General features: G+C 59.1%; 18 protein-coding genes. 6 read left to right on the top strand and 12 right to left on the bottom strand.

The window, feature by feature from the left end; genetic code table 11:
• Positions 1 to 115: 115 nt before the first annotated feature.
• The 3 genes from MWL89_RS03435 to MWL89_RS03425 form a co-directional block, all read right to left on the bottom strand.
• Positions 116 to 805: a response regulator transcription factor gene (locus MWL89_RS03435; protein ID WP_244411764.1), complete on the bottom strand. Its 690-nt coding sequence runs from the start codon at positions 803 to 805 to the stop codon at positions 116 to 118.
• Entirely contained in the window at positions 798 to 2,486 is a 1,689-nt protein-coding gene (locus MWL89_RS03430) for an ATP-binding protein (protein ID WP_102378995.1), read from the bottom strand. Before MWL89_RS03430 ends, MWL89_RS03435 begins: the two co-directional genes overlap by 8 nt.
• Positions 2,487 to 2,866: 380 nt before the next feature.
• Entirely contained in the window at positions 2,867 to 3,331 is a 465-nt protein-coding gene (locus MWL89_RS03425; protein ID WP_102378996.1) for a type II toxin-antitoxin system RelB/DinJ family antitoxin, read from the bottom strand.
• A gap of 361 nt (positions 3,332 to 3,692) precedes the next feature.
• On the opposite strand from MWL89_RS03425, the gene MWL89_RS03420 reads away from it, so the two are divergent.
• The gene (locus tag MWL89_RS03420; protein ID WP_102378997.1) at positions 3,693 to 3,947 is read left to right on the top strand and encodes a hypothetical protein; all 255 of its coding nucleotides are present in this window, start codon (positions 3,693 to 3,695) and stop codon (positions 3,945 to 3,947) included.
• Between the two features lie 54 nt (positions 3,948 to 4,001).
• Here the strand turns inward: MWL89_RS03420 and MWL89_RS16290 are convergent, their stop codons facing one another.
• Positions 4,002 to 5,531, bottom strand: coding sequence for a helix-turn-helix transcriptional regulator (locus MWL89_RS16290; protein WP_279611954.1), 1,530 nt, complete (start codon positions 5,529 to 5,531; stop codon positions 4,002 to 4,004).
• 175 nt (positions 5,532 to 5,706) lie between these two features.
• On the opposite strand from MWL89_RS16290, the gene MWL89_RS03410 reads away from it, so the two are divergent.
• Positions 5,707 to 7,464, top strand: a complete 1,758-nt coding sequence (locus tag MWL89_RS03410) for an FAD-binding protein (protein ID WP_244411763.1) — start codon at positions 5,707 to 5,709, stop codon at positions 7,462 to 7,464.
• Between the two features lie 298 nt (positions 7,465 to 7,762).
• Entirely contained in the window at positions 7,763 to 9,487 is a 1,725-nt protein-coding gene (locus MWL89_RS03405; protein WP_244411762.1) for an FAD-dependent oxidoreductase, read from the top strand.
• Positions 9,488 to 9,634: 147 nt separating this feature from the next.
• On the opposite strand, the gene MWL89_RS03400 is transcribed toward MWL89_RS03405, so the two are convergent.
• The 6 genes from MWL89_RS03400 to MWL89_RS03375 all read right to left on the bottom strand — a co-directional run bounded on the left by MWL89_RS03400 (position 9,635) and on the right by MWL89_RS03375 (position 16,773).
• On the bottom strand, positions 9,635 to 11,185 hold the full coding sequence (locus tag MWL89_RS03400; RefSeq protein WP_244411761.1) for a response regulator transcription factor: 1,551 nt from the start codon (positions 11,183 to 11,185) through the stop codon (positions 9,635 to 9,637).
• A gap of 638 nt (positions 11,186 to 11,823) precedes the next feature.
• Positions 11,824 to 12,342: a hypothetical protein gene (locus MWL89_RS03395; protein ID WP_244411760.1), complete on the bottom strand. Its 519-nt coding sequence runs from the start codon at positions 12,340 to 12,342 to the stop codon at positions 11,824 to 11,826.
• A gap of 29 nt (positions 12,343 to 12,371) precedes the next feature.
• Positions 12,372 to 14,063 carry an FAD-dependent oxidoreductase gene (locus tag MWL89_RS03390; RefSeq protein ID WP_244411759.1) on the bottom strand — a complete coding sequence of 564 codons (1,692 nt, stop codon included), beginning with the start codon at positions 14,061 to 14,063 and terminating at the stop codon, positions 12,372 to 12,374.
• A gap of 237 nt (positions 14,064 to 14,300) precedes the next feature.
• Positions 14,301 to 15,791 (bottom strand): helix-turn-helix transcriptional regulator, encoded by a 1,491-nt coding sequence (locus tag MWL89_RS03385; protein WP_244411758.1) that lies wholly within the window; start codon positions 15,789 to 15,791, stop codon positions 14,301 to 14,303.
• A gap of 341 nt (positions 15,792 to 16,132) precedes the next feature.
• On the bottom strand, positions 16,133 to 16,543 hold the full coding sequence (locus tag MWL89_RS03380; RefSeq protein ID WP_244412576.1) for a type II toxin-antitoxin system VapC family toxin: 411 nt from the start codon (positions 16,541 to 16,543) through the stop codon (positions 16,133 to 16,135).
• Entirely contained in the window at positions 16,543 to 16,773 is a 231-nt protein-coding gene (locus MWL89_RS03375; RefSeq protein WP_102379009.1) for an antitoxin, read from the bottom strand. Before MWL89_RS03375 ends, MWL89_RS03380 begins: the two co-directional genes overlap by 1 nt.
• Positions 16,774 to 17,000: 227 nt before the next feature.
• Between MWL89_RS03375 and MWL89_RS03370 the strand changes: the two genes are divergently transcribed.
• Both MWL89_RS03370 and MWL89_RS03365 read left to right on the top strand, forming a co-directional pair.
• Entirely contained in the window at positions 17,001 to 18,629 is a 1,629-nt protein-coding gene (locus MWL89_RS03370; RefSeq protein ID WP_244411757.1) for an FAD-dependent oxidoreductase, read from the top strand.
• Between the two features lie 77 nt (positions 18,630 to 18,706).
• Entirely contained in the window at positions 18,707 to 20,236 is a 1,530-nt protein-coding gene (locus tag MWL89_RS03365) for a response regulator transcription factor (RefSeq protein WP_244411756.1), read from the top strand.
• A 173-nt stretch (positions 20,237 to 20,409) separates the two neighbouring features.
• On the opposite strand, the gene MWL89_RS03360 is transcribed toward MWL89_RS03365, so the two are convergent.
• Positions 20,410 to 22,146 carry an FAD-dependent oxidoreductase gene (locus MWL89_RS03360; protein ID WP_244411755.1) on the bottom strand — a complete coding sequence of 579 codons (1,737 nt, stop codon included), beginning with the start codon at positions 22,144 to 22,146 and terminating at the stop codon, positions 20,410 to 20,412.
• Between the two features lie 238 nt (positions 22,147 to 22,384).
• On the opposite strand from MWL89_RS03360, the gene MWL89_RS03355 reads away from it, so the two are divergent.
• Entirely contained in the window at positions 22,385 to 23,809 is a 1,425-nt protein-coding gene (locus MWL89_RS03355; RefSeq protein WP_180995116.1) for a response regulator transcription factor, read from the top strand.
• A 175-nt stretch (positions 23,810 to 23,984) separates the two neighbouring features.
• Here MWL89_RS03355 and MWL89_RS03350 read toward each other — a convergent pair whose 3' ends face one another.
• Positions 23,985 to 25,613 carry an FAD-dependent oxidoreductase gene (locus MWL89_RS03350; RefSeq protein ID WP_244411754.1) on the bottom strand — a complete coding sequence of 543 codons (1,629 nt, stop codon included), beginning with the start codon at positions 25,611 to 25,613 and terminating at the stop codon, positions 23,985 to 23,987.
• Positions 25,614 to 25,805 lie beyond the last annotated feature (192 nt).

Here is a 25,805-nt window from a genome sequence, read left to right as displayed (position 1 = left end):
CAGGTTACCAACGCAGCCAATGCCAGATATTAAGGAACCCATTAAGAAATATTACGAATTATTAAGACCGCGCAAAGCATTGGACTTGCCGCACCCGAGATGGCCTTGCCGCCGTTCACACAAGACGGTAGCCATACCCCCATTCGGTTAGCAGATGATGCGGTTTAGCCGGATTCTCCTCGACCTTTTCCCTGACCTTGCGGACCACCACCGCAACGACGCCGGAATCACCTATATAGTCTTCTCCCCATACACCCTGCAGAAGACGCACGCGAGAGATCGCTTCCGTCGGATGCTGTGCAAGAAATGCCAGCAGATCGAATTCCTTTGCCGTGAGAGACACCTCCGCACCGCGGACGACCACGGTTTTCGAGCTTAGGTCAACGGAGAGATCGCCCAAATCGATTACGCCTGGATTCTTTCTTTCCACTGGAAATGCATCGCGTCGGCGTAGGCAGGTCCCTATCCTCATGATCAGCTCTTCGGGCTCGAAAGGCTTCGTCACGTAATCGTCTGCCCCCAGCTTGAATCCCATGCCCTTATCGACCAGATCACCCTTCGCTGTAAGAAAGATCACAGGGACCCTGATATCAACTTCGCGAATCGCCTCGCAAACCTCGAAACCGTTGAGTCCCGGCATCATGATATCCAAAACGACCAGATCGGGAGTTGCGTCTTGGAATAACCGCAGTGCCGACTCACCATCGGAGGCGGTATCAACCCGATAGCCGTTCTTCTCCGCATAGTATTTGACTACCTTGAGCACGCTGGGCTCATCGTCGGCCACAAGAATCCTGTTAGACATCATCCTCTCCCCCCTCGGATACCACCGCAACATAGGGAAGGACGACCGTGAAGATGCTGCCTTCCCCGACCGTGCTCTTTACTTGGATGGACCCGCCATGCAACTCCGCGTATTCCTTCGCCAGAGCAAGCCCAAGACCACTGCCGCTCGTAGGTTTGTCCATATGATCGCTTGCCTGCACGAATTCCTCGAAGATTGCGCGCTGTTCCTCCTCCGGTATGCCCGTACCGTTATCGATAACGCGGAACCTTACGGTTTCGTCCTTCTTGCAATGATACGATTCGATGATGACGTAGCCATTGCTGGGCGTATGCTTGATAGCGTTGCTGATCAGGTTTTCCAAGATATGGGACAACTTGACCGAATCCGCAAGAAACAGCGGCATGTGCTTCGATCTGAAGAACGATAAAGCGAGATTACGCTCTGCGGCTAACGACGTCAGGGATGATTCCAGATGATAGAACACCTCATCGGTATCGACCACCTGCATCTCGAACGAAGCCCTGCCCGCCTCGAGTTTCGCTGATTCCAGGATATTTTCGATAAGCCTCAGAAGGTCACGCGAGTTGCTGGCAATGGACTCTATCGCATCTGCATTCAAGTCGCCTGCCGAACCACTCGCTTCGCGAAGGATATTCGCATATGCGATAATCGCCGTGAGGGGCGTCTTGAGTTCATGGCTCATCATGGTGAAGTAATGCGACTTATATCGGTTGTCCGCCTTCAGGCGCCCGTTCAGAGCTTCCAACTCCTCGGCCTGCGAGACCAGAAGCACATTTGCAGACTCCAAGTCAAGGGTTCTCCTCTTGACCTCCGATTCGAGTCCCAGATGAACGGCCTCGAGCTTCTTCGAGGCATCATTGAAGAAAGAGACCAGGCTGCTTATCTCCCCTTTTGCTCCGATCGCATCGGCGTTCAACCGCTCGTACGATCGATCGGTGCCGGATCGTTCGATTGCACGTTCCAGCTTACCCAGCGGCTTTGATACGTATTTCTGGGTGAACCAGTAGCTAGCCAGTATGCATCCCGCCGACAGCACCACGAGGAATATGCCCTGCAACAACGCATTTTCGAAGTAGTTCTGCTCGAACTGTCCAACGGGCGTGGCTATGCTGATGATGCCCACCAGATCACCGTCGACGAAGCCCTCTTTCGGGTATCCCGTCTCGTCGATTTCTCCGGCGATACCCCCATGGCAGCTCTCGCACGTGCCATCCATACGCAACGGAGCGGCGTATCGGAAATAGCCCTCCTCGGCTCTCACCTTCCCGAAAGCCGTGTACTCTTCGAGGCTCGGATCGTCCGCAAAGGCAACGAGCGCCTCCGTCTCGAAATCATCAGCGCGATTCTGTTCGCTTCTCGGATTCAGCGCAGCATAGCTGATGATGTAATCGGTACGTTTCGAGAACAGCGCACCAACAGACAAGCCCGCCTTGGAGCAATAGAGCCCCTTCTGGTTGTAGACGCCATCCCTGTCATAGTTGATCCTGCTCTGATTGACTGAGATGAAATCCCAGATAGCGCTCATGTTTTGAGAGAGGATATAGGCCTGATCCCGCATGGTGTCTTCAGCCTGCTTTCGCTGAAGAGAGGAGCTGAGGGCGATGTTCACCAGCAGCAGCACCACGATGATGGCCGTAACCGGCAATGCCAGATGGTAATGAAGTCTGCGCTTCTTCAATCGAGCAACCCCGCTCCCTTCGACCCTTTGCCCCTGCGCGCAGAATGACAGATATGAAACGAGAGGTCAAGGAAAAGGCATACCGGGTACGAACCTCTTGTGCAAGCAACTCTTGGTAAGAAGCTACATCAAGGCAGACGGGGCGCTGCTTTTGGCTTTTTGTCCGGAGACTATCGGACGCTAAGGGCTCTTGCGTTACGCACAACACGCCCATACAAAGCACGACGACTTTGTAGGCGGACATATGCACGCGCTCCCACAGCTTGCAAAGTCTTTTCACAATCACATGCAGATACGTGCAATTCTGATCGCAATGAGCCAAACCCAGCAATCGACCTCGTTGATTTGACGACAAAGCGGGCAAACGCGAAAACCGTCTGCTAGCGCGCGTAGAGAAGCTCTTCGGTTTCCTTGATCGAACCGAGGTATTTGCGCGAGAGGTTCGAGGTCAGCGCCGCATGCACCGGCACCCCGAGAGCATCCTCCAAATCGCGGGCGAACCTATTAACGTCGAAGGCCGATCCTTCGTCGATCGCATCGACCCGCAATTCGACAGCGCTCGAGCCGTCGGCGGTTCCGGAAGCATAGGAACCGTGCAGCCAGACTTTGGCAACTTCGCATCTCGCTGCCGCAGTGCGCACCGCATCGCGCAGCTCCCAGTACGATAGACCGAACCGCGTGCTTTTCGGCGGCAACTTGAGATCGAACGGTAGCCCTTGCTGAAGCACAATCTGCGAATAAAGCGCCGCTATCGCCGCCGAATGGGATATGCCGAGGGAAGACAGAACGCTTTCCGCCTCCTCTTTCAGGCGGGCATCGAGCCGCGCGCTGACCGTTGTGTACATGGCATACCTCGCAATTTAATATATATTAGGTTTAAGTATTATATACGATTACAATGTATTACAGCTAAAAAACGTGTCATTCCGCAGTCCTTAGAATGGGCATCAGGTGATTTATCGACAATTTTTCGTTAAAACACACTATTCGTAGTGTACAAACGAATTATTTGCCACTATACTTAGTGCCATTCGGGCATCTTGCGGGTATGGTAGGTAAGCATTTATGCAAAAGCAGCGCACCACCGGCACCAAGCCACATAAACGGAACAGCGGGTCGTTCAGTCAACCCCACGGTGCATCGCTCGCTTCAAACCGCACCTGCCGCCCTCAACGCGACAGCGTCCCTCTCGCAGAGAATCCCTACATGCGCTCGTCGAGCTCCATCTATTCGGGCGGAGAGCGGGCGATATTCAGAAAGCAGGGTCAAACGCGGCGCAATGCGATCGTCCTGTGCATCATGGTGGGCATCTGCATCATCATGGCGGGAATCCTCATCGGGTTCTCGCTCGGCAAAGGCGCTGCACTCGCCGAAGCGGGCACCACGGCGAATCAGGGCGAAACCACCCCTGCCGTCGTTTCGCCCGACGAACGTGAAGCGGATCAACCTGCAGCCGCATAGCATCGCGTCGAACCCCGTGAACCCCTTGGCCAAGCGCCGATAAACCGCTTCGCGCTATCGGCTCAAAAGGCCCTCGCCCGCACGGGAACCATCGTTGAAGATCGAAAGGAGTTCTTCGCGCGACGACACTCCGAGCTTGCGATAGATGTTGCGAATGTGCGTACGCGCGGTGTTGTCGGATATGAACAGGGTTTTCGCAATGAAGGACGACCCGTATCCCCGACTCAGGTATTCGAGCAGCTCGCGTTCGCGATTCGTTAAGCCGCGCTCGACCGCCAATGCATCGATTTGCTGATGGCGGTATGCCTCGAGCAGCTCCGGATCAACCTCGACCGACGAGGCAGCGTCCTCTTCGTCGCCTAACCGGAAAAGCTGACGCCACGAGGAGTACCCTAGATTGATTATCACCACGGCAAAGTAACCGCATATCATTACCCAAACCACCGGGCCCATCGCATCCGACGAGGCAATACCTCCCCCCGCCGCCAAACCGAGCAGCGTTACCAAGTTACCCGAAAAGAACGCCGCGCCGAACACGAACGGCAGCGAGAACTCGCCCGCCGCCGCAATAGCGACAAGCGACGCGAGGGCGAAAAGCGAAAGGAACATCATGGGCGAGAAGATGACCGATGCACCCAGATAGAAAGGCGAACTTCCCGCAGGAAACCCGCCGAGGATTATCGATACCGCTACGAATGCGGGGATCACGAGCTTTTCCACCAGCAGGACGAACGGCGTTTTATGCGGCATGAGACACACTGCGATCGCGATAACCGCCGCTATCGCACCGCCGATGAACTCGCTGCGCAATGTCGCACCATCCAAGCTGAACTCGCAAGAGGCCGAAACGAAGATGCATACGAGAAAGCCGAGCAACGGCAGCCAGATGACCGAAAGCAGATTGCGAAGAGAATCTCCGAACCCGACGACGCCCGCGCCCGACGGAGCGTCGGATAGTGCCGCCGCCTCAAGACCGCGCGCTTCGCGCCCTTGCCCAGTCGATCGTCTATCGCCTGTTACAAGAGGAGCGAGCCCACCAGCCACTGCACAGAGGACGAAAAGGATCGCAGCGGGAACCGCGGGCAGCAGCGACAAGCCCCAAGCCAGCAGCGATGCGCTGATGCAGGAAAGCGCCCCGTACAGCATCACGTTGCGCACATCCATCGCGTACCGCCCCATCCACGCCATGACGAGGGGCATCGAACTCACCCCGAGCACAACGCCCAAGCAGGCAATCGCAGCGCCAAAGTCCCGTTCCGCGAGCAGCAGGACCCAGAGGGCGGCTTGCGACAACACGTACACCACGGCTGCAGCGCAGAGAGCTGCTCCGCCGAATCCCGCCCATCGGGGCTTCTTTACCGCATAGAGTCCGAGAACCACCGACAGCACCAAGCATGCCGCAGCCATGGCGAGCACGAGGCTGTCGACTCCCGCAGCATTGCCGGACAGATCGCGGATAATGCGCGCATTCGGAATAAAGAGCGGCATCGATGCCAAAAAGGGACCGAGCAGAAGCAACGACGGCCGAAGCACGAGCTTGGATCGAGCGTTGAGGTACCGCAAAAATGCATGGCTGTCGTTCATATTCTCCTCCCGCGCAAATTGTACCGCACGAAGCCTCCAGAGAAACGGTTTTGATGGCTCCGAAGACAATATACTGCAAAACGGTGATGCCTCTCACGCAACGCGATGATCGACCGCAGCGCACAACCAACGTAGGCTCGGATACGTTGTGCAACCGATCATCAAGGAGGAGATCATGACTCGATTCGATTCGGACGAGAACATCGCGCCCGAGCGCAGAGAAGGACTATCGCGCCGCGCATTCCTATCAGGAGCCGCCGCTACCGCTGTCGGCGCAAGCGCCTTGGCCATGCTCGGAGGATGTGCCGCCCAGCCGGCAGCGAGCTCCGGCTCGGCCGCCAATGCAGCCATCGGGGGCGCGGGCGAAGAGCTTGCCGTAAGCCCCACGGGTGCGAACTATCCCTGGCCGGCCAACCCGCCCGAGATCGCCGATGCGGATGTCGAGGAGGAGATCGACGTCGACGTAGCCATCGTGGGCCTCGGCGTTTCCGGCGTCGCTGCTTTTCGCGCGGCAGCCGAAGCAGGTGCGAGCGTAGCCGGCTTCGAGAAGGGAGCCGAACCGAGCGTGCGCTCGAGCCAGTACGCCTATCTGAACGGCTCGATGACCGAGCGGTTCAACCTCGGCACCTTCGATCTCGACGAGGTGATCAATCACGAGTTCACCGATTGCTCGAGCATCACCAACTATTCCATCATTCGCAAGTGGGCCTATAACTGCGCCGACGCATTCGATTGGTGGTGCGCCGGCGACGACGAGCTGTACTTCCCCGAACCCGGCGAGGTAATCGGCATGATGGGCGACCCCGATCATCCGGTAGCCGTCTCGTCGATGAGCGATCCATCGATCGACTACAAGAACGAAAACCAGGCAGCATACCCAGAGAACCTCTCGTTCACCGATCATCCGCACGTGGTGAACGCGAATCTGCAGAAAGGCATAGACAAGGGCGGCACGGCGTATTTCGGTCACTTCGCCGAAAAGCTCATCATGGAAGACGGAACCTGCACGGGCGTGTACGTGCGCAACGCCGACACGGGTCTGTATAAGAAGGTGAACGCCGCCAAAGGCGTCATCCTCTCGTGCGGCGATTGCGGTTCCAACCCCGACATGATGGCTTACTTCTTCCCCGCCGTCGTTGAGAACGGCAACGGCAACCCCTGGCCGAATATGGACGTCGAGGGAAATCGCACCAACACGGGCGATGTCTACAAGATGGGTTTTTGGGCGGGCGCTGCTTTCTCGCAGTACCAGGCGCCGATGGTGCACGTGATGGGCGGTCCGGGCGACACGGATGCCCAGGATGCCTCGATGGGCTTGACCGCGCCGCTTCTGCGCCTCAACTACCACGGCAAGCGCTTCCAGAACGAAGACGTGGCCGCCACCGAATGCGAATTCGCGTTTGACATGCAGCCCAAACGCAAGGCGTTCCTCGTCTTCGATTCCCACCTCGACGAGCAGCTTCCCCTCTTCATCAATACGTTCGCTTCGCCCCTGGAAGAATTCGATGCACGCGTGGGCGACGGAACCATCTTCAAGGGCGAGACGCTTGAGGAGCTGTTCGCCTCGATCGAAGGGATGGATGCCGAAGAGGCGGTGAAATCGGTCGAGCGCTACAACGAGCTGTGCGCTGCGGGATACGACGAGGACTTCGGCAAGAAGGAGAAGTACCTCCTTCCCGTGCAGGACGGTCCCTTTTACGCTCAACGCATGGGCGTGGGCCTGTGCCTGTGCACGATGGGCGGACTTTCCTCCGACGAAAACGCCCACGTGATCTCGACCGAGCGCGACATCATTCCGGGCCTCTACGTTTCCGGCAATGCCCAAGGCGATCGCTTCGCCGTCAAGTACCCCTTCAAGCTCTCCGGCACGAGCCACTCCATGGCCATGTACTACGGCAAGGTAGCCGGAGAAAACGCCGCGAAAGGCGTCTAGCGCATACCTGTCTCCCTCCCACGAAAGGGCCTGCGTTCAAAATCGAGCGCGGGCCCTTTCAGGTTTCTCTATCGGCATATCTATCAGGTAAAACAGGTTCCCTCACCCCTTTTCGGGTATAGTTCCTTCCGGCGTTTCAAGCCCGACAATACCCGCAATCGCGCGATGGCAGGCACGTTTTCGCCTCCTATAGTGAGAACCGTCCATCCGCCAGCCGAGCCTTCGGCGCGAACCAAGCGCTCGAAGAAAGCTCGGTCGACGAACACGGTAGAACCAACGATTACTTTGGGAGGAAATCATGGGAGAGAAAACCATCAGCCGCCGCAGCTTTCTGGCAGGACTCACCGCAACGGGAGCCCTTGCCGCAACCGGTGCACTCGCAGGATGCGCCCCGAGCGCTTCGGGCGAGACGGGCTCAACGGGAAAGACCGACGCCGGCGCATCCGCATCGTGGCGCGACAAGCCCGAACCTATCACCGACATTGCAGAAACGCTTGAGGCCGACATCGTCGTCGTCGGCGCCGGCAACGGCGGGCTCGTCGCCGCAACCACCGCCGCGCAAGAAGGCGCGAAGGTCATCGTAATCGAGAAGGGCGGCGATATCGCGATGGCGCGCGAGGCCATCGGTGCACTCAACTCGAACCTCGAACCCGATCACTACGAAGACCCCGCCAAGCTCATGAACCATGCCAACATGACGCAGTCCGGCGATGCGAACATGCTCATGTACAAGACCTGGGCGGAAAAATCCGGCGAGATGATCGAGTGGATGAAAGAGACGCTCGAACCCAAGGGAATGCTCTTCCCGTTCGAGTGGCACTGCCCTTCGCCCGATGTCGCCCCCGAGGCGTACTACCCGGCCATGTGCTACAACCCCTGCCTCGACGAGTACAACCCCGACGGCCCCAACTACGGCGCCTATATGCACCTCGAGATGATGCGCGAGGTGTTCATGGAGCTCGGCGGCGAGATCCTGTTCACCTCGCCCGCCCAGCAGCTCGTCCAGGACGATGCGGGCAAAGTCACCGGCGTCATCGCCACGTCGAAGGATCGGGGCAACATCCAGGTGAACGCGAACAAGGGCGTCATCATCTGCACCGGCGGCTACGGGGCCAACGAGGAAATGCTCAAGGACCTTTGCCCTGTCGTATCGGAGTACTGCGTACTCGGCGACAGCGTAACCGAAGAGGGCGACGGCATCCGGATGGCGCTTTGGGCAGGAGCCTATCTTGAGCAGGGCGGCTCGTGCATGATCTGGAACCGCGGCCTCATGAACGACGACACCGGGTTCGGGCGCCCGTGGCAAGGGCAGATCTTTTTGCCGGGAAGCCAGCCGTTCCTCCACGTCAATGCCAACGGCGAGCGCTTCATGAACGAGGACCAGTGCTACCCGATGAGCTATTCGGGCGGCCTCAACCAGCCCGGCCACTTCTCGTGGGAAATCTGGGACGCGAGCTACTGGGACGACATCGTGCAGTTCGACACCTGCGGCTGCTCGCGTCTTGCCCCCGCGCCTTCGGGCACCGCGTTCAACGCCGACGTGTACGACTGCGAAGCCATGAGCAAAGAGCACCTCGACAGCTTCTGGTTCGCTCCCAACCTTGAGAGCGGCGCCATCAAGAAGGCCGACACGCTCGAGGAGCTCGCAAGCGCTATGGGCTTCGACGACGACAAGACCGCCGCATTCGTCGCATCGGTCGAACGCTACAACGAGCTGGTTGCAGCCGGAAAAGACGAGGACTTCGGCAAGGAGCCGTTCCGCATGAGCGCGGTCGACGAGCCTCCCTATTACGCAGCGCGCATCGCCGGCGAGCTGCTCGTCACCACCCATGGCGTCGTGACCGACACGAACAGCCAGCCGCTGCGCGAGGACGGCACCGTGATCGAGAACCTCTACGTCTGCGGCAACGACCAAGGCGGATTCTATCCCCACAACTACCCGAGCAACTTCACCGGCATCAACGCCGGACGCGTGGCCACGTTCGCCCGCATCGCAGCCAAGCATGCGCTCGGCGCATCGTAGAAATCGAAGCAACGCGCTGCACACCGAAAGGGCTCCCGTCGGAGCCCTTTCTTTTCGAGCAGAGCGGTTGCGGGAAGCCGGTGCGCCGGCGTCAACCGCGCACGGTGCGCAAGCCGGTACGCCTTCGAGCGCCGCCCCGCAACCGCCTCAGTGGACCAGATCAATCAACTCTTGTCGCGAATGAACCCCAAGCTTCGCGTAGATGTGCTTCGCATGGGTCGCCGCCGTCTCCTTCGATATGACGAGCGCATCGCGCACATAGGGTATGGACCTTCCACGCGCGAGCAGCTCGAACACCTCGGTTTCGCGAGGCGTCAGCTCGAAGTGCACCGCTAGTTCGCGGATTCGGTCAGCGAGTTCCGCGCCCGAATGCTCCCGACCGTCCACCTCGCCGGATCGGGCCGCCAGGGCGTCCGCGGAACCGTCACGCGAGCCTCCCTGATCAAACGCAAAGCTTTTGGTGTCGTTCAGCACGAACATGGTAACCACCACGAGCACCGCAATCGACACCGCTGCCACCTGCACCACAGAAAGGCTGCCGTCGCCGAGAGGTTCGGTCAGCCCCGCATACAGCAGAACACCGAGAAAATCGCCGAGGTGGACGAAGATCCAGCCAAGACCGTACGACTGCACCGCCGTCGCCTTTCCTGCCACCGCATACCGCGCGAAGTACAGCTGGGTTATCACGCAGAATGCGAAGCGCGCAGCAATGGATACCAGAAACGCCCAGTATCCTCCAAAGCCCGTACCGAACAGGATCAACGCCACGAACCCCATCACGAGCGCAGGGCACATCCATCGGTAGAGAAACGCGATCGAGATGCGTCGGGGACCCACCGTCGAAGCGAACGAGACGACGGCCATGAACGCGATGCTCGCGAGCAGCACCGCCTGGAATTCGGGGGCATGCTTGTCGGGAGCCGGCCAGAACGTTCCGAGCAAACACACGAACAGGCACGCCACCAGTATGCCGAGCCCTGCCCTGCCCATCGAGGCGAGCACGCTCACGAGGCTTTGCTTGGCGAGGTTGCGCGCGTCGTTGTACGCCTTTTGCTCCGAAGCTCCCGAATGCTCCGCAGTGGCCGCTCCGCCCACATCTTTCCAGGAGAGATAGAAGCACAGCCCCGAAAGAAGCGGCAGCGAGGTCACGAACGCGAGCGCGATCCAGCCGTCCATCGCCGATACGAGCAGCACGAGCAGGGCCGAGAAGATCGCCGACGCAGGAGCGAGAAACTCGCCGTCCTCCTGGGAAACGCGTGCGTAGTACTCGCCCCACATCACCCACATGAACCCGCTGCCGAACCCGGTGAGTACAGCACCGAAAACGAACAAAGCGACCGTGAGCGCGACATCTCCCGTAATACCGAACAGAAGCGGGGTCGAAAGCGCCGTCGCAACAGGCGCGACGAAGAAGAGGGATGGATGCTCGGTCGGAGACCCGAACCGCTTTTCGCCGAGCACGATGGCGACGAGCATGACAACCGACATGAACACGGGAAACCCGGTGAAGAACAAGAGCTCGAACGACCCGTACGCCCCGAGCCACACGCCGAGCTTGCCCGTATACCCCTCGACCACCTCGGTGTAGAACACGCAGAACACCCAGGCAAGCAAGAAAGACCAGCCGAACCGCCGAAGCGGCGTGAAGCGCGCAACCATGCGCGCGATGCCCTGCTCTTGTCGGTTGCCACTGCTCACTGCATCAATCGGCTTTCCTCGCCTGCCCGCTTTACCGGGCGCCTGTACTCGATCGATCCATTATAGCCGCAATCGGATAACCCCATCCCAAAACCTATGGTGCTGTAAAGATTGCGAATACCCATGGCCGGGACGCGCAATCATCGGCGCACATTCACGCCCAGCGATCACGAGGGGGCTCCGCCGATGGGAATCAGCCATGAGGGGGCGCCGCCAACGGGAATCAGCCATACCCTCATGCAGCGCGGCATACTGAAAATACGGGTTTTTCATCAATGTGTTGTGTTTTCGCCCCATCGAAGGCCACTGAGGCCTCAAAAACGGAACCTCCGTCGAAGCCGAACAACGAGAAAGCCTTTGATCAGGCAATGCGTTGACGAGAAACGCAACCGCGCTTTCATGCGCCGCCCCATATACAACACTTCGAAGAAAAACCCGTATGTATTGCCTTTGCCGCTGTTAAGCTCGCATTGACTTGGCACGCCGGGGTCTCAAACGCCGGGTCGCGGCCGGAGGTCCGCTTGGACCTCCGGCGGATTGCGTATGCGACAGGTTTGGGCTTATGCGACAGGGGGGAGGCGAGGCCGCATCGACCTCGCCCCCCTGAAACCTGCCTCGGCGCTCGGCGGCGCCGAGCGTTATTCTTCGGCCTTCTGGCACACCGCGAGCGTTTCGACGTAATCGACCCGATACGCTTCGAGCTCGCTCTCAAGCCTCGAGAGCTCGTCGTTTGGCAGCATGGCATCCCTCGCCTCGTCCACCGAGGCGAATCCGCCCGCCTTGAGCGCTTCGTCCGCTGCGGCCCGTTCGTTTTGCGCGGGCCCCACCTTGAAGCCGCGCATGGCGGCGAAGTACAATCGATCGCGCTCGTACAGCTCGACCTCTTCCTCGGGCTTGCCTGCATCGCGAGCCCGCTCCGCCAAGGCCAGCGCTTCGCTCATGTTCGCTTCGAGCTCGTCGAGTTCCTTGCGAACGATGCGATAGCGGCGATCGGCTTCAACCGCCTCGCGAGCCCACGTTGCCTTCGCCACCCGTGCGCCGAGCTCTTCCATGCGAGGCAGCGCGCCCACGAGCGCCTCGAGGTGCTCGAACATCTCGTCGATCGAGCGCTCACACGCAGCAGACGCATTGGGAACGCTGACATTTTCGGTATCCACAAGCACCTCCTCGCCTTCGTCCGTACGTCCTAGATCTCCTTGTACGCACCCGCAAGCTGCTCGCCGAGGCACTTGCCCTCGACCAGGCACCGGCCGTGGCTGTTGCCCTGCACGTTGATCGGATAGTCGTAGGCGTAGATGTCGCCGGCGCAGTTGCCGATAGCGTAGAGTCCGGAAACGGGCTGGTTGTCGGCGTTGAGCACCTCGAAGTTGTCGGAGATATGGATGCCGCCGCATACGCCGAGCAGGCCGGGGCCAACCTTGCAGGCATAGAAGGGGCCCTGCTTGATCGGGTAGAGGTAGTGGGATTCCTTGTAGAAATCGGTATCCTCGCCCGCTTCGCACAGCGCGTTGTAGCGCTCGATGGTCGCAAGGGCCACATCGGCGGGAACGTCGAGCTGGGCGACAAGCTCCTCGATAGTATCGGCCTTCTTGTAGTTGTCGGGGTTGTCGGTGACGCCCTTCTCGACTCCTTCGGCATGCGATTTTGAAGCGTCCTCGTAGGTGGAGCCCACGGGGCGGAAGCTATCCCAGAACATGCCGCCGCCGTACTGGAGGCTGTCGGTGTTGTCTGCCTCGAAGTTGGCGTCGAAGATCGACCAGGCATGGTCGTAGCCGCCATTGACCATGATACCGACGCACTTGCCCTGCACCCACGTAGCCTCGTTCATGAAGCGGTTGCCATCGGGATTGACGAAGAGGAAGGGACCGTGGTAGGTGGCTGCAGCCTGCGGATGCATCATCGTCGGCCACGGGCCGTCCTGGAACGCACCGCCTGCCCACGCCGCCATGTTGTGGCCGTCGCCCACGTTGCCGCGGTCGGAGCACAGACGCGTCATGACCTTCAAGCCAATGGGAGCGAACGCCTCGAGGTACTCGTCGTTGTAGCTGATGTCGCCCGTAGCGAGCACGACGCCCTTCGAGGCGTTGTACTGCACGTACTTCCCTTCGGAGTTCTCGCAGATGGCGCCTTTGACCGCGCCCGACTCGTCCTGCACGAGCTGAACGGCCGGCATCTCGAACACGAACTCCGCGTTGCCGGTCTCCTCGGCCTTCTTCATGAACAGGTACTCGATGTAGTTGGCGATGTTGATGATGTCGGACGTGGTCTCGCCGCCGTAGATCATGTGGTAGCAATCGATTTCGGGGTGCACGGCGCTGCGCGATCCCACGGTCACCATGCAGCTGCAGCCGTCGGACTCCGCCACATCGAGCAGCCAGTTCATGCAGCGCTCGGACTCGCGGAACCACTTGGCCACGAGCGATTCGCGGCAACGGTTGCCGCAGGTGGAAACCCAGCGCTCCATCTCGATCGGCTTGTCGATGGTGATGCCGAGCTTGTCGAGCTCGCGTGAGCCGACCGCACCCGTGCCGCCGACGCCGTGGCCGTTGAGCACGGTGTCCTTCTCGACGAGAACAACCTTGGTACCGTTCTCGGCCGCGTTAAGCGCGCAACAGGTACCGGAGTAGCCGCCGCCGATCACCAACACTTCGGTATCGACGGTCTCGGCGATATCGGTGATGGGTTCGGGTTTGATCTCCCAGGTATGCTTCGCCGAAGCCGCATCTCCCGACGCATCGCTGCCCGAGCTCGAAGCGTTGTCTTCTCCCGACGCTGCGGGGCTGCATCCCACGACGCCGAGTGCCGCAACGCCCGCCGCAGAGAGCGCCGCTCCCTTGAGCAGATCGCGCCGCGAGATGCCTGATTTCGTTTCGCTCATGTGATTCCCTCCTAAAGAATCGGTTTGCCCGGCTCCTGCTACGTGATCCCGAGCTCATGCCCGGCGACCTTGGAACCGTGACCCGATAGTAGGAAAAGGGAGATGAAACCGCACCCCATAAAACAGGTTGTTTTTGCGTTGTGCCTCGTCAAGTGCTTTTCCGTTGTCTTTTCAACGCACAGCGAAGACGGGTCTAAAACCATGTCAGGGGAATCGCAGGAATGGGTGAACGAGGTTTCACTCGCCGTTCATCAAGTCGATGAGCTGCTGCTTCGAGTGAACATCGAACTTTCGGTATATGTTCTTGGCATGGCCTCGAACCGTATTCTCCGATATGAACAACTTCTTGGCGATGCCGGCGACGCTGTTGCCGCGCACGATGAGGGCGGCAACCTCCCGCTCGCGCTGGCTCAGCGGATCAACGAGGTCCATATCCCCGAACCGGCTCGCAAGCGATGCGATCCACGCTTCTTCGAGATCGGCGGCGCTCAATCCCGAGGTATCCGCTTGAGGCTTCCTCTCGCGATCCGTTGCAGGCCCGACCCTATGCGCCGCATCGTCGTCTGAGGCCTCGTCGCCGCGGCCTCGCTTACGCTGCCTCGTCCACGAAACAAGGAACATCGTGAGCGAAAGCACGTATACGCACATGAACAAGACGCTCACTACAAACGAAAGATCATGGGCGAACGCGGAACTCAAATGCGCACCGAGCAGATCTCCTATCACCATCGCCGCATACACCGGGCACAGGCCGAGCGCGTACACGTAGATCGACGGCATCGAGCGTTCGTTCGCATAGACGGCGCAGGTAACGATAAGCAGAAGGTTGACGATCTCGAACCCGAACATGAGCGTAGCCGAAAGCATCGGCGCGTATTCCATTCCGAATATCGTCGGGAGAAGGAATGCCCCCGTGATGAGCGGGAACAGAACTTGATAGGATCTGAGTACCTCGAACCCCTTTACCGAGAACAGTTCGATAAGCGCGATGACGAGCGCTGCGGCACCGAATCCGGCAAGAACGAAAATAAGCGTCGAAGAGCTCGCATCGCTCAGAATACTCGAAGCGAGCTTCCATACGAACCCGATCGAGCACACGCAGAACACGGGCTTCCAGAGATCCCGGACGGCGCCGCGCATATCCGTGCAGGACGAGCCTTCGGATGAACTCGGCTCGATTTCCGCAATCGCTTTGTACAGAGTAACCGAAGCCAGAACCGGAAAAACGGCGATGGAGCACACGATCGTTCCGCCAAGCGGAAGCGGCTGCATGATAAAGCATAGTATCGCCGAGGCAACCGCCGAAAGCGGAATGTAGATCGCGGTGCGCGAAGCGCCTTCCGAGGTGAAGAACGCCTGCCACAACCCAAAAAACATGCCACTCGCCAAACCGATAAACGCTCCGGATGAAAGCACGAAAGGGAGCTTCGGGACATCGAGGTAAAACCCCGTATAGAACAGAGAGGCACCCGCAGCGAGCAGGAGGCCCGCAGCGAAAGCGACGCGCGGACCGAACTGCTCCCTTCCCCTCGCGCGAACGATCGCCACCAAAGCGAGGACCGCACCGATGGTGCAGAGCAGGTTGAGCGTTTTGAACGCGAGCATCTCCTCGGCCGTTGCGGTTGAAGGATAGAGAAGAGCCGAAAACGTGGTCGCCCACAGAAACGCAAAGCCGACATGATGCCAACGCAGAGTTTTAGCTATCGCCTTTGCCTTCGAGAAGGACAATCGAATTCCTCAGCTCATCGTATCCACGCGGCGGCATCGCCGCACGCGCCTCCTTACGCGATCGCATCGCGCTCCCATAGCAGTGCCAGCATTCTACCATCGTTTGGGAAAGCGCGGGCGGGCGACGAAACGGCCCATCGGCTGCGGTGCGACCTCGCGGCACCGAGGAAAGCGCATCTTCTGCTTGGCTCACGTGAAGGACATCGGCAAGCGGTGGAGTCCGAATCCGTCCCCGAAATATCAAATTGGCATTTTGCGTTACAAGCCCGCCTCATCCAGCCGAAACGAGACTTTCGGAAAACCCCGCTTCGTTTCGCTTCGTCTCCCGATCGGCTGCCCGACTAAACCCGATCCGCAAGCGCCCACGACTCGACCTTCAGTCCGGGCACGCGCTCGAATTCGCGCACGTTGTTCGTCACCAAGGTTGCACCGTGGGCTTTCGCGGTCGCAGCTATCATCAGGTCGTTTGGCCCGATAGTCTTTCCGCGCGTTTCAAGCTCAGCTCTAATGGATGCGTACTCTTCGGCGCACCGAGAATCAAAAGCTGCGCGCTCGAACGGATCGAGGAAGAGTTCCGTCTTCAGGAGGTTCTCCTGAGGCTTTGCGCTTTTCAGAGCCCCTAGCCGCAACTCCGCTTCGACAACGGCAGGCACCATAATCTCCCGAGGATCGTGAGATCGAAGCGCCTTCAGAACCCCCGGCATCGAGCCACGCAGAAACTCAATACACACGCACGTGTCGAGAAGCAGCATCACCAAGCGCCCCTTTTGCCGTCGAGCTCGAACGACAGCTCCGCAGGTTTGCGGAAAGTTTCGTCATCGATAGAACCGTAGAGATCCCAGTAGCCCGTCGGCCAACCGCTCGCTGCATCGTTTCGAATGAGCTCGGCAACGTATTTAGAAAGAGAGACGTTCGCAAGCACCGCTTTCTTCTTCAGCATGTCCATGGTCTCCTCTTCGAGATAGAGGGAGAGTTGGGCCACAATAGCCTCCTTTCAAGTATATTTGCAAGTATACTTGATTCATGCTCACGAGACAATGCGAGGCCTTCAAAAACAAAAAAGCCGTTTCCGCTGATGAATCCATCCCCCGCGGCGGGTGAACGACAGCCTGGGCAAGTCACTCCCGCTCGGGGGATACCGCTTCGTGCTGCAGCGGCCTATCGTTTATTGCGGCGCACAGGCGCCGAACCGATACGAAGGAGGGAACCATGAGTATCAATACAGGTCATTCCGAGAAGTCCGGAGTAACCAGGCGATCGTTTCTTGCCGGGGCGGGAGTCGGCGCGCTCGGCATCGCTGCAGCAGGCATGTTCGGCTGCTCCCCGGCAAACGAGGAGAAGCCGAAAGCGAGCGCAGCCGAAGAAGGCTCCACACCAGCCGCTTCAACCAACACGACTGTCGAAATGACCGAAACCGTCGATACCGACGTCGTTGTGATCGGCACGGGAGTTTCAGGGCTGACCGCAGCCATTTCCGCTGCCGAAGGAGGCGCAAAGGTCATCGTGCTCGAAAAACTCGATGGCCTGAAAAAGGTATACGCCCACAGCATTACGGCGGTCGGCACGTCTTTTCAAAAAGAGCTTGGGGAGGACTGGACACCCGAGGAACTCGTCGCATTCTGGAACCAATACCCCGACAGCGATTCGTTCATGGACACCGACGCCCAGCTCTTCGCCGCCGAGCACTCGGCCGAATCGATCGATTGGCTCATCGAGCATGGCGTGGACATCGTCGGCGTGACCGTTCCGCCCACCAACCCGTTCCAGGTACCCGCGCGCACCTTCGTGACCAGCGCCGATCGCGATGGAGTGAAAGCCTACCTCGAGCCGCTCAAAGCCAAAGCCGAAGAGCTCGGCGTCGAATTCCGCTTCTCGACCGAAGCGACGAAGATCGTTGCCGATGCTTCGGGCGCGGTAACCGGACTCGAAACGGTTTCGGGAGATAAGGGAACGCTGTTCAACGTCAAATCGCTTATCGTGGCGGCAGGCGGATTCGGCGGCTCATCTGACCTGCTGCGCCTTTACGCTCCCCATACCCCCAACTGCTCGACCTTCGATGGCGAGTCGAAGGGGTTCGCGCTCCTGCAAGCAAAAACGGTCGGAGCCGACGTGGTAGCGCCGGGCGGTACGATGGCGTACTTCGTGAATGTCGATGGAGGATACAGCGACAACGCAGGCCAGGGACTCTTCGTCAACCGCGAGGGCAAGCGATGGGTCAACGAGAACCTGTATTTCCTCGATCGCGCCGGCATCGCTTACAAGCAGGGCATCACCGAGTATTGGGCCCTGTACGACTCCGCCCTCTACGAGCAGGTCGCCGGCCAAACCGGAGAGAAGGGCCTCGAATCGGGAACGATCGTCAAGGCCGACACCATCGAAGAGCTCGCCAAGAAGATGAACGTCAACATTGCAGCGCTTACGAAGACCGTCGAGGACTACAACGGGTACTGCGAAGCGAAAAACGACCCCGAGTTCGGCAAACCCGCCACGCGCATGGGCCGCGTGTTCGATCCCGACGACCCGAAAGAGTACGATCTCGACGTCATCGACAAGGAATTCACCTTGCTCAATCCGCTGGCAACCGCTCCGTTCTACGCCATCGACATGACCGTACAGACAACCGCCCTCTCCGGCACAACCGGCGGAATGCGCACCAATACCGACGGGCAGGTTATCGCCGTCGACGGTTCGCTCATTCCGAACCTTTACGCGGTCGGAGAATCGGCAAACGGCCACCTGATCGGATACTTCTACCCGCAATCGGGAACGTCTTTGTGCATGTGCTTCTGCTTCGGACGCTATGCCGGCGCCGCGGCAGCAGCTAACGCAACCGCTTAATCGCCCGTCGCCCGTGCTCCCCGCCAAAGCGGGGAGCACCCCTGTGCTATACTCGCCGCAAGGGGGTAGATGCTCGGATGCCGAATTCCAACGCTCGACGCGACATGCGCGCAATGAAACAATCGCTGCAAACGTTTTCCCAGGCCGCAGCATCCCAGCCCGCCGTCTGGATCGGCTTCGCCTGCGTGTGCGCCTGGCCGTGGAGCTGCACATCCGCAACGCTCGTGTACACAAATGCAGGAACCGTCGGATCACCTGTTTGGCTTGGATCGAACCTCACCTACCTCATCATCGGCATATGCGGCATAGCACTCGGCCTCGGATTCAGAAAATCGGCAGCGCGGCTTCCAAACGCCGCCGTCGCCGTCATCGCGGGCGTATGCTATGTTGCCGCTTCGGCGCTGTTCGTTTTACTCAGCAAGCTACCCCCCGACTATCTCGATCCGGGATACGCCACCATCTCCTATATCTGGCCCGCCTTCGCAGGCATCGGGCAGACGCTCCTGTTCCTCGAGTGGATGAAGGCGTTCGGCCGGACGGGGCCGAAAAAGACCATCGCCTTCGTCGTATGCGGTTCCGTACTCGGTACTGCGCTCATATTCTCGCTCAATTTCATTCCGCAGACGCTGCGCGAGCTTATGCCGGCGGCCGTTGGCGCCTGCGGTGCGCTCTGCGCCTTCCTCATGGCAAAGCGATCCGATGGCGATAACGGCGAAGAAACCCGATCAAGCGGCATCTTCCCAGAAAAGACCCGGGCGCCTTGGAAGCTGCTCGTAACGGCGGCGGTAGCGGGTTTCTCCTTCGGCACGTTTCAAAGCCTGTCGTTCTCGGGATCGTTCGGAACAACGGCCTGGTATACGTTCGGCGTTGTCGGCTTTCTTGTAGCGTCGGTGCTGTTTGCGTTGATCACCCTCGGCCTCAGAATGAACTTCAACTACATGATCTACCGAATCTCGTTCGTCATCATGGCTACGGGTGCATTCTTGTGCTTGTTCGGCACAGAGATTTCAGCGTGGGGATACGGCGTGTACTGCATTGGGTACCGATGCCTCGACATGCTTATCTGGTGCCTATGCGCCTACCTCATCCGACACAGAAGCGTTTCGCCGGTTTGGCTGGGCGGACTCGTTATCGGCACGCTGCTCTTCGGAAGGTTTTTCGGATTCGAGATGTTCACCATCCTCCACCCCCTGCCTGCTTCGACTGACGTATCGTTGCTCATAGCCACCGTTTTGTTCCTGCTCTTGCTCACCGCCCTATCGCTCGTCAGTCACAATAACCTGCTCGAAGCATGGGGCATGGCGAAACCCGGGGAAGCCCCCGGCGATTCCGAGATACTGGATTCGTCTTGCGATCAGATCGGAACCCTGTACCGATTGTCCGAACGGGAACGTGACGTTCTTCGGCGTATCGCCCAAGGAAAAAGCAGAGCCGATATCGGTGTCGACCTCGTCCTCTCAGAGGAGACGGTAAAGACCCACATCCGCCATATCTATCAGAAGTGCGGTATCCACTCCCGCAAAGAGCTTGACGAGATGGTGGAAGCGAGGGTTCGCGAAATCAAGGACGACAGGATCGATCTCACGCAGCAGGATGCGGCGGAGTAGCAACCGCTTTCGACTCGCAGCACAGAACTTCCCTTACTCGATCCCCTTACGGCAGCAAAAACGGTGAAGCGATCGGCACCTCATCGCAATCCTCTTTCGCACCGGGCCTGCGCTCAGCGTGCGGGAAACATGCGGAGCGCAGGCTTTACGGGAGTCGGTAAACGGCTTTCGCGCTAGGCGCTTTCGGCGATATGCTTGCCGGTCAGATAGCCGTACGTCATCGCGATGCTATGGCTCGCGCCGGCAATGGTCGCAGGATAGTCCGCCAAGAAGCGACCACCCTGAACGTTGCCGATGGCATACAGGCCGGGGATGACATTGAGATCGGCATCGCACACCTCGGCGTCCTTCGTTGTCGAAAGGCCGCTCATGGTTACGAGGCAGCGAAGAGCATCCTGCGAAGCCCCGCTCAAGCCAGGCTCGCCCACTGCGTAGCGAATTGCGTAAAACGGCGGGGTTTCCAGAGCGAACATACGCTCGGAGGCTTTTCCGAAATCCTCATCCTTGCCGGCGGCGCATAGCTCGTTGTAACGTGCGATCTGCGCTTTCATGGTATCGGCGACATCGGCTTCGACCCCTAGATTGGCCACCAGGTCTTCGACGGTATCGCCCTTGGCGCTCGTCCAATCATCGATTGCATCGATATCCTCTTGCGAGATCTTGCTTTTCGTGCCGAGACCTGCCTGCATCGAAGAAAGCTGCTCGGGAAACTTCGAGTCGAAAATCTGGTAGATCACGTTGCCGGGCTGACGGATCAGCGCCGAGCCAAAATGATCGTTCGTTAAATCTTCGTTGATGTAGCGCTCACCTTTGCCGTTCAGCTGCAAAAAGGCATCGACGCCGAGCTTGCCCAAATCGCCGTGGGCCATCGCAGCATGCGGACCCGCCTCGATGTTTCCGCCGACCCAGTAGCCCATGCGGTGACCGTCGCCCATATCGGCGAAGTTCCCTTCGATATCCTGATGCATATAGGTGAACGTGAACTTTTCCTTCTGGTCGTAAATCCAGGGCAGATAATGTGCGACCATCTCGTCGTTGCGCACGTAATCGCCCGTTGCCAGCACAACGCCCTTCGAAGCCAGCACCTTGGTATAGGTTTGGTCGTTGAGGTTCTGGAAGATCACGCCGACAACCTTATCGCCCTCCTTCACCAGCTGACGCGCCGGGCAGTCGAAATGCGCATCGACGTTACCAGTTTCCTGGGCCTTCTCGAAGTTCGCGAGGAATACCGGCTTTTGGCCTCCCTTGTCGGGTGCCGTGAACGAGAGCGTGCCGCTGAAGACGACTTCGTGGTCGCGCCCGTATTCATAGGGAGGATACGAGTTCTTGTTGCTTACGTACACCGTGTCTTCGCTTGGCGTCTCGTCGCCAGGATGCACCCAGACAAGACCGCCGTAGGCCGAAGCGTACCAGTCGAACGCCTCGCCGCAGTGGTCTGCCCAGTTTTTGAGAATCCTGAAATCGCTGCGATGGCTCATCTGGATCATGAGTTCATTGACAAGATCGGTCGTCTCGATATCCTCGATGCCCATCGAGCGGGCGTTTTCGGTGTTGAATGCCGAGAACTGAGACGAGCGGCAATTGGGTTCGGAGCATTTTTCGATCGCAACGACCTTCACACCCCCCTCTGCCGCAGAACGCACAGCCGATACTCCGGCAACGCCGAGGCCCACTACAACAAGCTCGGTTTCAATGGTTTGCGCAATTTGATCGTCTGTGATCGGGTCGGGCGCCTGCAAAAACGAAGGAACGCCGGTCGTATCCTGCCCGCCCGCTTTCCCCGTCGACCCGGCATCGGCATCCGCTGAAGCAGGTTCCCCCGCCGCGCAACCCGCAAGCCCCATTGCTCCGAGACCGAGACCGAACGCCGCCGCTCCCCCGATGAAGTTCCTTCTTGAAATCTCTTTCATGTCGATTCCTCCTTGGTTTCGATGTACCCGTGTATCGCCTAGCCGATGAAAGCCCAGGCGATAGACGCACTATGCGACGGGAAACCGCAAGGGTGAAGGCGAGGAAGGGATGAGGAAGCGGGATGATTTTTCTCATACCCCACTGCTTGATCAGGGTGGATACGAGAGGCAAACGTAGGAAACCGCATTCTCGAGCACGATGGGGCGCGCCGATAGTAGAATAGCGAAAGGGAGGAACATGGATACAGAACAAGCGCATACGCTCAGAGCGAAACAGGGCCAATCGATTCCGAGCTTCTGCTTCCTCGGCTTCTTTCTCATGGTCTCGTTCAGCACGTCGCTTTCACTCAGCAACTACGCGATCGACGATTCTCTCGCCTCGCAAAGCCAATTCCCCTTCGGACCGCTTACGAAAATGATCTTGTTCGCAGCAGCGGCTTTTCTTTCAACGAGGCTCACTCCGTTGCACAAAAAGCACCGTCTGCTTATCGCAGCAGCTATCGTTCTTTCGATTGGCGCCGTCCTCACCATTGCATCCCGCTCGTCGATCGGCTCAACGGCGCTCTGGCTAAACGCCTGCGGATCGATCGTCATCAGCATCGGAACCGTCCCCCTATACCTTGCATGGATGGAGCTGTACGCGAACATGGACATGCGCCACGTTCTTGCCTACTATACGGCGACGCATGCGCTCTCGTCGTTTCTCTCATTCGCGCTCACGCTCGTGAGTTCGGCTGCATTCGTCTCGGCGGTCATCGTCGCCTTTCCGCTCGTTTCGACGGTGCTGCTCATCGTCAGCTCGCGCAGGATCGAACATGTTTCCTTCGCGCAGGGTGAAGCGGTTTCGTCGGGCTGGTCGTTTCCCCTCAAACCCGTTGTGCTGTTCGCAGGCTTTACCTTCTGCAACAACTTCTTACGGGGCTTCTTGTCGGGTGCGGGACGAGGATACGCCCTTTTCGGCGTCCTGATCGTCTCGGCAATCGTGCTCGTTGTCATCTTGCTGCTGTTCAAGCAGTTCAGCATTCGCTCGCTGTATCTGATCTCGCTGCCTATGGCGGTGGCTGGTGCGCTCTGCTCGCTCATCGACCTGCCGAATGCCGCGCTTGCCGGTTCGCTTCTGACCAACGGGGCGTATACGCTGTTCAGCATCTTCATCACTGCCGTCTTATGCAACATATCGTTTCGGTACGGCGTAAACCCGCTTTGGACGTTCGGATTCACGCAAAGCGCCCTCGCCCTCGCGCAGATCATTGCGCAATCGGTTCACGCCTCGTTCGACATTCATCTGCAGAATGCAACGTTTTACACCCTGTGCGTCTGCATCATCGCTACCGTAATCATCATCCTGTTCGTCGTATTCATGAGCGACAAGGACTTCACCAGCACATGGGGTATGACACTGTCCAGCAAGAAAACGGCATTCCAAGATCAGGAAGACCGCTCGAGCACAATTGAACGGGCAGCTTACATCGCCCGGATCAAAGGGCTCACCAGACGGGAGGAGGAGATCCTCGCCATGCTGCTCGACGACCGAACCATAGCCAGCATCGAAGGTACGCTCTACATCTCCAATTCCACCGCGAAGACCCACATCCAGCACATTTACAAGAAACTCGATGTACACAGCAAACAAGAACTCATAGAAACGTGCGGAACGCTGTAAGATCGCGAAGCAAGATGCGATCTCACGCAGCAGGATGCGGCGGAGTAGCGCTTCGGCGACAATCGCGCCCGCAGTCAACCAACTCCTAAACCCGCACGCTTCGACCCCTGGCGCCCCTAGCGTGCGGGCCGGATTCTCGCAACCCGGCCCGCACGAACAAGGACGGTCCGCCTCGTTACGACTTCATGATCTCCTCGGCCACGTACACACCCGAGCCGAGTGCGAGACCCACCGACGCGCCTTCGTTGGTGTAGTACGGCACGCTGTACACGCTGCCTTGGTCGACGCCTGCAACATAGAGACCGGGGATCGGGTTGTTCTTCTCGTCCATGGCGCGCAGATGGCTGTCGACTTTCACGCCGCCGTTCGTGCCCCACGCGCTCGGCACGTACTCGAACGCATAGAACGGTGCTGTCTTGACCGCCTTCAAGAACGCCGGATCTTTCCCGAAATCGCCGTCGGCACCCGCATCGCAGAATCCGTTGTACTTCTCAACGGTGGCCTCGAGCGAATCGAGTGAGAACTTCTCCGCAATCTCGGAAAGCGAGTCCGCCTTGAGCGCCCAGCCCTCATCGATGGCCTGCGCAAGATGCGCCTCGGCGTTCTCGGGAGTCGTCTTGTAGTAGTCGGCCATGGGGCCGGGCACCCAGCTTTCAGGCTGGCCGAGATACGCGAAGATACCATCGCCCTTCACGGCCTCGTAGTAGTCCGAATCCATGATCACGTACGCCTTGCCCGCGCGCAGCAGCGCCTCGCCGCCGATAGCCAGAGGGAATTGGGCGATCTTGCCCTCGTTGATGAACCGCTCGCCCGCCGTATCGGTGTACAGGCCTCCGAAGAGCCAGTATCCGTAGTGCTCGTTTACGTTGGTCCAGTCGGGGTTGAAGGGGCTTCCCTCGGTCGCAGCCGAAACGGCGCCGCATTCGTTGCCGAGCACGGCGAAGTTCCGATCCCATGCGCCGCCGGCGTCGAGCACCATGGCGATGCCCGTGCCGTCGGAGAGCGTGTTGCCGAGCGCATAGACCTTCGTGTTGAAGCGATCCATCTGCATGTCTTCGCTTCCGAGGAACCCACCTGCGCACACCACAACCGAATCAGCCATCACGTCGATGCCCTTATCGGTCTGCACGCCTTTGGCGACACCGTCTTCCATGATGACCTTCTCGGCCGCTGTACTGAACAGGAACTCGCCGCCCGCAGCTTCTATCGCCTGCACGAGCGGGGCCACGCGCTCCTCCCCGCCGGTATCGAACATATGGCGGCCGCGGAAGCCCACGCCGTACGAATCGGGGATGAGCGTCATCGGTATACCGAGATCGAGCATCGTGTTGATGGCATCGCCGGTGTGGCTGAGCGTGTTGCGCAGAAGCGCACCGTTCACGCTTGTGCGCGAAAACTCGTTCATGTAGGTGAACATGGTGTCGAGCGTAACGGTTGCGTTCTCCTGCTCCTGCAGCTTGGTTTCGCACGCGGTGGGTCCTCCGCACATCGAGAAGTTCGACATCGCGGCAGAGGGGGCCTTTTCGATCACAACGACGCTCTTACCGCCTTCGGTGAGCTTAAGCGCAGCCAGAAGTCCCGCAGCGCCCGCCCCGACGATCGCAACATCGCATGCTTTCGTTTCGCTTCCCTCCTTGCGCGCTATTCCCGCCGGGGCCTGCGCGGGAGCGTCAGCGGGTTCTGCGCTGGCCGCCTGGTTTCCGCCGTTCTGCTCAGGCGAGCATCCCGCAAGCCCCAAGCCGGCCGTCAGCGCACCCGCTCCGACCAAACCGAGAAACGCCCGTCGATCAAGTTTTGCATCCATGGTTGATTCCTTCCCTGTTACGTTGCAATGGCGCAATCGTACGGAAACGGACGGCCTGCGCCATCACCTCAAAGATGCGTTTGGTGCAGCAAGGGAATGATCTGGGTATACCTCGTGAAAATCACGTTTCTGAGGTGATGCTTCCTCACGCACGCTGCGGTAGGATGGTGGTAGGGGAAACGAGGGAAGCGC

The organism is Raoultibacter timonensis (genome assembly GCF_022845715.1).
In the GTDB taxonomy this organism is placed as follows: domain Bacteria; phylum Actinomycetota; class Coriobacteriia; order Coriobacteriales; family Eggerthellaceae; genus Raoultibacter; species Raoultibacter timonensis.
This window is presented reverse-complemented; position numbering and strand designations above follow the sequence as displayed.

Coding starts and splice junctions, on each gene's coding strand:
- MWL89_RS03435 (WP_244411764.1), bottom strand. CDS start 805: ATGTCTAACAGGATTCTTGTGGCCGACGATGAGCCCAGCGTGCTCAAG.
- MWL89_RS03425 (WP_102378996.1), bottom strand. CDS start 3,331: ATGTACACAACGGTCAGCGCGCGGCTCGATGCCCGCCTGAAAGAGGAG.
- MWL89_RS03420 (WP_102378997.1), top strand. CDS start 3,693: ATGCGCTCGTCGAGCTCCATCTATTCGGGCGGAGAGCGGGCGATATTC.
- MWL89_RS16290 (WP_279611954.1), bottom strand. CDS start 5,531: ATGAACGACAGCCATGCATTTTTGCGGTACCTCAACGCTCGATCCAAG.
- MWL89_RS03410 (WP_244411763.1), top strand. CDS start 5,707: ATGACTCGATTCGATTCGGACGAGAACATCGCGCCCGAGCGCAGAGAA.
- MWL89_RS03405 (WP_244411762.1), top strand. CDS start 7,763: ATGGGAGAGAAAACCATCAGCCGCCGCAGCTTTCTGGCAGGACTCACC.
- MWL89_RS03390 (WP_244411759.1), bottom strand. CDS start 14,063: ATGAGCGAAACGAAATCAGGCATCTCGCGGCGCGATCTGCTCAAGGGA.
- MWL89_RS03380 (WP_244412576.1), bottom strand. CDS start 16,543: ATGCTGCTTCTCGACACGTGCGTGTGTATTGAGTTTCTGCGTGGCTCG.
- MWL89_RS03370 (WP_244411757.1), top strand. CDS start 17,001: ATGAGTATCAATACAGGTCATTCCGAGAAGTCCGGAGTAACCAGGCGA.
- MWL89_RS03365 (WP_244411756.1), top strand. CDS start 18,707: ATGCCGAATTCCAACGCTCGACGCGACATGCGCGCAATGAAACAATCG.
- MWL89_RS03360 (WP_244411755.1), bottom strand. CDS start 22,146: ATGAAAGAGATTTCAAGAAGGAACTTCATCGGGGGAGCGGCGGCGTTC.
- MWL89_RS03355 (WP_180995116.1), top strand. CDS start 22,385: ATGGATACAGAACAAGCGCATACGCTCAGAGCGAAACAGGGCCAATCG.
- MWL89_RS03350 (WP_244411754.1), bottom strand. CDS start 25,613: ATGGATGCAAAACTTGATCGACGGGCGTTTCTCGGTTTGGTCGGAGCG.